Here is a 6,136-nt window from a genome sequence, read left to right as displayed (position 1 = left end):
CCCGCGAAGAGGCCGGTACAAGCAAAAACTTTCCAGAAGCCTGAACACCGAGCGAACAGACAATGCCAAACCATTCACTCCAGATCGCCCCCACCCTGCAGCGCTTCATCGAAGACGAAGTGCTCCCCGGCACCGGCATCGAAGCCCCCACCTTCTGGCAAGGCTTCAGCAGCCTGGTCCACGACCTCGCACCGCAAAACCGCGCCCTGCTCGCCGAACGCGAGCGCCTGCAAGCAGAACTGGACAACTGGCACCGCCAGCACCCCGGCCCGATCCGTGACATGGCCGCCTACCAGCACTTCCTGCAAGGCATCGGCTACCTGGTCGAGCCCCCGGCAAGCGTGCAGGTCAGCACCCGCAACGTCGACCGCGAGATCGCCGTGCAGGCCGGCCCGCAACTGGTGGTGCCACTAAGCAACGCCCGCTACGCCCTCAACGCCGCCAACGCCCGCTGGGGCTCGCTGTACGATGCCCTGTACGGCACCGATGCCATCGCCGAAACCGATGGTGCCGAACGCGGCCAGGCCTACAACCCGCAACGCGGCGCCAAGGTGATCGCCTATGGCCGGCAGTTCCTCGATACCTCTGCCCCGCTCGACGGTGCGTCGCACAACGACGCCAAGGCCTACGCGATCAACCAGGGCATGCTGCAGGTAACCCTGGCCGATGGCCGCCAGGTCGGCCTCAGGCAGCCCGCGCAACTGCGTGGCTACCAAGGTGAGCCGAACACGCCAACAGCGATCCTGTTGCAGCACCACCAACTGCATTTCGAAATCCAGGTCGACCCGGCCAACGCGATCGGCCAGCAGGACGCGGCCGGGGTCAAGGACATCCTCCTGGAAGCCGCGCTCACCACCATCATCGACTGCGAGGACTCGGTAGCTGCCGTGGACGCCGACGACAAGGTCAACGTCTACCGCAACTGGCTGGGCCTGATGAAGGGCGACCTCAGCGAACAGGTCAGCAAGGGCGGCAGAACCTTCGAACGCACCCTGGCCGAAGACCGCCACTACCACGGCGCAGACGGCCAGCCACTGACCCTGCCGGGCCGCTCGCTGCTGTTCATCCGCAACGTCGGCCACCTGATGACCAACCCGGCCGTCCACGACCGTGATGGCCAGGAAATCCCGGAAGGCATCCTCGATGCCGTGGTCACCAGCCTGATAGGCCTGCATGACCTCAAGCGCCGTGGCAATTCCCGCGAGGGCAGCCTGTACATCGTCAAGCCGAAGATGCACGGGCCGGCCGAGGTGGCCTTTGCCGACCAGCTGTTCGGCCGCGTCGAAGCCCTGTTGGGCCTGCCCGCACACACACTGAAGATGGGCATAATGGACGAGGAGCGGCGTACCAGTGTCAACCTCAAGGCCTGCATCGCCAGCGCCGCATCACGGGTGGTGTTCATCAATACCGGCTTCCTCGACCGCACCGGTGACGAGATGCATACGGCCATGGAAGCCGGTGCCATGCTGCGCAAGGGTGACATGAAAGGCAGTACCTGGATCCAGGCCTACGAGCGCAGCAACGTGCTGGTAGGTCTGGCCTGTGGCCTGCGCGGCAAGGCGCAGATCGGCAAGGGCATGTGGGCCATGCCCGACCTGATGGCGGCCATGCTCGAACAGAAAGTCGCCCAGCCCAGGGCCGGCGCCACCACCGCCTGGGTGCCCTCGCCCACAGCCGCGACACTGCATGCGCTGCACTACCACCAGGTGGATGTGGCGGCCGTGCAGCAAACGCTGGAACAGGTTGACCTGACTGCCCAGCGCGCCGAATTGCTGCAGGGTCTGCTCAGTGTCCCGGTGAGCCCGGAGCGGCCCTGGAGCGCAGCCGACATCCAGGCCGAACTGGACAACAACTGCCAGGGAATCCTCGGTTACGTGGTGCGCTGGGTCGAGCAAGGGGTCGGCTGCTCCAAGGTACCGGATATCCATGACGTGGGGCTGATGGAAGACCGCGCGACCCTGCGGATTTCGGCGCAGCACATTGCCAACTGGCTGCACCACGGGGTGGTCGATGCCGAGCAGGTCGAAGCGACCTTGCAACGCATGGCCGGCGTGGTCGACCAGCAGAATGCCGGGGACCCGGCTTATCGGCCGATGGCCGCCGGTTTCGAGGCATCACATGCCTTCCGCGCTGCGCGGGAGCTGGTGTTCAAAGGGCGGCAGCAGCCCAGTGGCTATACCGAACCGTTACTGCATGGCTGGCGCTTGCGCTTCAAGCAGGAGGTCGGGCGCTGAAGCTGACAGGGGCCGCTATGCGGCCCCCACTGCATGAAAACAGGTGGTATTCCGGCACCTTCAGAAATTTCCTATTTGGCGCTCGGAAGCGTCCTACTTGTTGCCTCTGCCCTCGGAAAACATGATCGGCACTGGATGACGCAAGGTAGCGATCCAGAGGAGGTTCCGCATGCACCTGTACGCCCGCCCCACTGCCGAATTGCGCAGCACCCTGCGCGAACTGCTGGCCCATGACATGAACAACCCCGATGACGACCCGCACCTGTCGGGGGTGATGTTCTTCTGCGCTACCGATGAACGCTCCCGCCAACTGATCGAGCGTATAGAGTTGCTGGCCAGCGAGTTGTTCTTCGACCCGAACGGGCGGGCCATTACCGAGCATATGAAAGCGGCGGCGGTGGAAGGCGTGCGCATCAAGCGCAACCGCAAGGCGCCGGCGGACGAGACGGTGATACGTATCGCGCTGGCGGACAAGGGCTACATCACGGTGAGCACTGCCCGGATCTGAGTTTGCGCTGGCTTTCTGGGGGTGCTTTGCACCCCATCGCGACACAAGGCCGCTCCCACAGGACATCACAGACTTTGAATGCAGCGCTGTACCTGTGGGAGCGGCCTTGTGTCGCGATGGGCCGCAAAGCGGACCCATGCCCTTCCCCGGCCAATCCGCTATCCTGAGCACTTCCCCGCTCCGGACCGCTCCATGGAACTGCACATTCGCCTGGAAGGCCGCAAAGGCCTGGCCGACCAGCTTTACCAGCAACTGCGCGCCGGCATCGACAGCGGCCACCTGGCCGCCGGTACCCAACTGCCGCCAAGCCGCCTGCTGGCAGAGCAGTTGGGTGTGTCGCGCAAGACCGTGTCCGAGGCCTATTCGCGGCTGACCTACGACAACCTGCTGAGCGGCGTGGTCGGCCGGGGTACCTTCATCACCCCGCGCCAGCCGCTGCGCAGCAGCGAGTCGAGCGCCATTCCCCTGGCCGCTGCCGCGTCGCTCGAGCGCTGGCAGCAGCGCGCCACCGTGCTGAGCCAACGTCAACTCGAGGCGCCCTCGCGTTACGACTTCATCGGCGGGGCCTCGAGCAAGGCGCAGTTCCCGTTCGACCAATGGCGCAGCTGCCTGAACTATGCCCTGCGCCGCAGCCAGCGCCACCCCGAGCGACAGTTCCCCGCCCAGGGCCTGCCAGAGCTGCGCGAGGCCATTGCCCATCACATCGCCTACGCCCGCGGCGTGCACTGCAGCGCCGCCGACCTGCTGGTGTGCAACGGCGCCCAGCAGGCTCTGGACCTGATCGCCCGGGTACTGGTCGAGCCGGGTTGCCAGGTGGCCATGGAAGACCCGGGCTACCCGCCGGCGCGGCAACTGTTCCTGGCCCTTGGCGCGCGCCTGCAATCGGTACCGGTGGACGATGAAGGCCTGTGCGTGGAGCAGATCGCCGACGGCACCCGGCTGATCTACGTGACGCCCTCGCACCAGTTCCCGCTGGGCATGCCAATGAGCGAGCCACGTCGGCACGCCCTGTTGGCACGGGCCGCCGAGCTGGGTGCGTTGATCATCGAAGACGACTACGACTGCGAGTTCCGCTACCACGGGCCAGCCGCAGACGCACTGCAGCGCCTCGACCGCCACGGCCTGGTGGCCTATGTGGGGACCTTTTCCAAGACCTTGCTGCCCGAGCTGCGCCTGGGCTACGCCGTACTGCCGCCCGCCGTGTTGAAGGCCGCTTGCGTGGCCAAGCATCTAAGCGACTGGCACAGCCCGACCCTGTTGCAGTGGGCACTGGCGCGGTTTCTCGGCGATGGCCACCTGAACAAGCACATCCGCCGTTGCCACGAGGTCTACAGCGCCCGTCGCGAACGCATCCTCGCGCGGCTGGGCGGCGACCTGGCACCGTGGTTCAGCGCCATCCCCGCCAGCGCCGGCTTTCACCTCAGCGCCCTGGCCAAACCTGGGGTCGATGTCGAGCTGCTGGCCAACCTCGCACGCAAGGTGGAGGTGGGCCTGTACTCGCTGGCGCCGTTCTTCAGCCAAGTGCCAGTGCGCCCGGGGCTGTTGCTGGGCTTCGGCGCCATCGAACTGCTGGACATCGACCCGGCGCTGGACCGGGTGCGCGACACCCTGCAACGCCTCAGTTGACCTGCGCGGCCTTGCCCGCCGCTACCGGGCGGGCAATGGCCGCGGCATAACCGCGAGGGTTGAAGCACGAGGTAACCAGCAGCATTGCCACCACGGTCACGGTCAGCAGCGTCCACGAGGCCTGGAAATCACCGCTCATGTCGCGCAACCAGCCCGTGACGTACGGCACGATGCCGGTGATGATGAAGCCGATGCCCTGCACGAACGCCGCCAGGCTGCCAGCCTCGGCAGGTGTCTTCAGGTGCTCCAGGGTCAGCGTCAGGCTCTGGCTGAAGCAGGCGCCCAGGCCGAAACCGATCATCGCCACCCACACCCCCGAAGCCAGCGTGGGTGCCAGCAGCAGGCCTAGGAATCCCACCAGCTGGATCGCCAAGGCCAACCACAGGCCCGGGCGCCTGTCTGCCCAGCGCCGCAGCAACAGCGGCAGACCCAGTGCGCCAGCCACCTGGAAGATGGTCATCAGGCCCACCAGGTCGGCACCGCCCTGGGCGCTGCCGCCATGCTCGATGTGATAGGCCGGCAACCAGGCCACCATGCTGGTGTAGCCGCCGTTGATCAAGCCGAAGTACAGCGCCAGCAACCAGGCCCGGCGCGTGCCGAACCAATGACCGCCGGCGGCACCGGCCAGCCTCGGCGCTTGCTGGCGTGGCCGCAGCACGGCCCAGGCCAGCACCGCCAGCACCGCCGGGATCGCCCACACGCCCAGGCCGACCTGCCAGTGGCCGAAGTAGCCACTGATGTGCGGCCCGAGCACGGCGGCCAGGCCGCCGCCGCTCATCAGCGCTGCCGAATACAGGCCCATCGCCCCCGCCAGGCGGCTGGGGAACCAGCGGTTGACCAGCCCCGGCATCATGCCCTGCACGACCGCCACGCCCAGGCCGGCGACCACCGCACTGGCAATCAGTGCCCAGGCGCTGTCCAGTTGCAGGCGCCACAGGCAGGCCAGGGCGATGGCAGACAAGCCAGCGAGCATGCCGCCATGTTCGCTGATCCAGCGCCGCAACCAGGGTTGCAGCAAGGGCACCAGGCCCATGCACAGCACCGGCAATGCCGTCAGCAAGGCCGCCTGCTGGTAACCCAGGCCAGTGCTGGCGCGCATGGGTTCGAGCAACGGGCCGATGCTGGTCAGGATCGGCCGCAGGTTCACTGCCAGCAGCATGACCAGCAACAGGTTCAATGCCGCTCTCATTGTGCGTTGGCCTGTTTCCATTCAAGGTACAGACCGGCTTCGCCGCTGGGTTTCAGGGCGCGCAGCGGCAGGCTCTGCTGCTGGGGCGGGCGGGCCATCTGCGCGTATACCGTCGCGGTGGACAAGCCATAGGGTTCGCCCTCGGCGTTGTCGTAGGCAAACCAGGCCCGCTCGATGCCGCACAGGTGCATGGCCGCCAGGCACATCGGGCACGGGTGGCCGCTGGCGTAGATTTCGGCACCATCCAGACGCGCCTGGCCCAGGGCGTGGCTGGCCTTGCGGATGGCCTGCATCTCGGCGTGGGCGGTCGGGTCCTGAGTGCTGTGGATCTCGTTGACCGCACGTGCCAGCACCTGCCCCTGGTACACCAGCACGGCGCCGAAGGGCCGGCCACCGGCCTTGATGTTGGCGCGGGCCAGGTCGAGCGCTTCGCGCATGTAGCGTTCTTCGGACATGAATCGGTTCTCCTGTTGCAAGACCTGGTCATTATCCGGCCTTGGGCGGCCTGGCAGAAATGAAGAGATTGGATGCCTGTCAGTGGCCACCCAAATGGCGATTGGCCTCCCGCTCATACGCGCG

5 protein-coding genes are annotated in these 6,136 nt (G+C 66.6%); 3 read left to right on the top strand and 2 right to left on the bottom strand.

Annotated elements, in window-relative coordinates; genetic code table 11:
• Positions 1–62: 62 nt before the first annotated feature.
• The 3 genes from ACK1U9_RS12495 (at position 63) to pdxR (ending at position 4,368) form a co-directional block, all read left to right on the top strand.
• Positions 63–2,234 (top strand): malate synthase G, encoded by a 2,172-nt coding sequence (locus ACK1U9_RS12495; protein WP_449109926.1) that lies wholly within the window; start codon positions 63–65, stop codon positions 2,232–2,234.
• A gap of 169 nt (positions 2,235–2,403) precedes the next feature.
• The gene (locus ACK1U9_RS12490) at positions 2,404–2,742 is read left to right on the top strand and encodes a hypothetical protein (RefSeq protein ID WP_196183519.1); all 339 of its coding nucleotides are present in this window, start codon (positions 2,404–2,406) and stop codon (positions 2,740–2,742) included.
• 192 nt (positions 2,743–2,934) lie between these two features.
• A complete protein-coding gene (gene pdxR / locus ACK1U9_RS12485) occupies positions 2,935–4,368 on the top strand; it encodes a MocR-like pyridoxine biosynthesis transcription factor PdxR (protein WP_449109925.1) in 1,434 nt (477 codons plus the stop codon).
• Here pdxR and ACK1U9_RS12480 read toward each other — a convergent pair.
• Together ACK1U9_RS12480 and ACK1U9_RS12475 are read right to left on the bottom strand one after the other, a co-directional pair.
• On the bottom strand, positions 4,361–5,557 hold the full coding sequence (locus ACK1U9_RS12480) for a CynX/NimT family MFS transporter (RefSeq protein WP_449109924.1): 1,197 nt from the start codon (positions 5,555–5,557) through the stop codon (positions 4,361–4,363). The two genes, pdxR and ACK1U9_RS12480, sit on opposite strands and share 8 nt — an antisense overlap.
• The gene (locus ACK1U9_RS12475) at positions 5,554–6,012 is read right to left on the bottom strand and encodes a nucleoside deaminase (protein WP_046615196.1); all 459 of its coding nucleotides are present in this window, start codon (positions 6,010–6,012) and stop codon (positions 5,554–5,556) included. The genes ACK1U9_RS12480 and ACK1U9_RS12475 overlap by 4 nt, the downstream gene beginning before the upstream one ends.
• Positions 6,013–6,136 lie beyond the last annotated feature (124 nt).

The organism is Pseudomonas sp. XP1, from assembly GCF_053557675.1.
The sequence above is the reverse complement of the archived record's forward strand: the minus strand, read 5'-3'. Positions and strand labels throughout refer to the sequence as shown.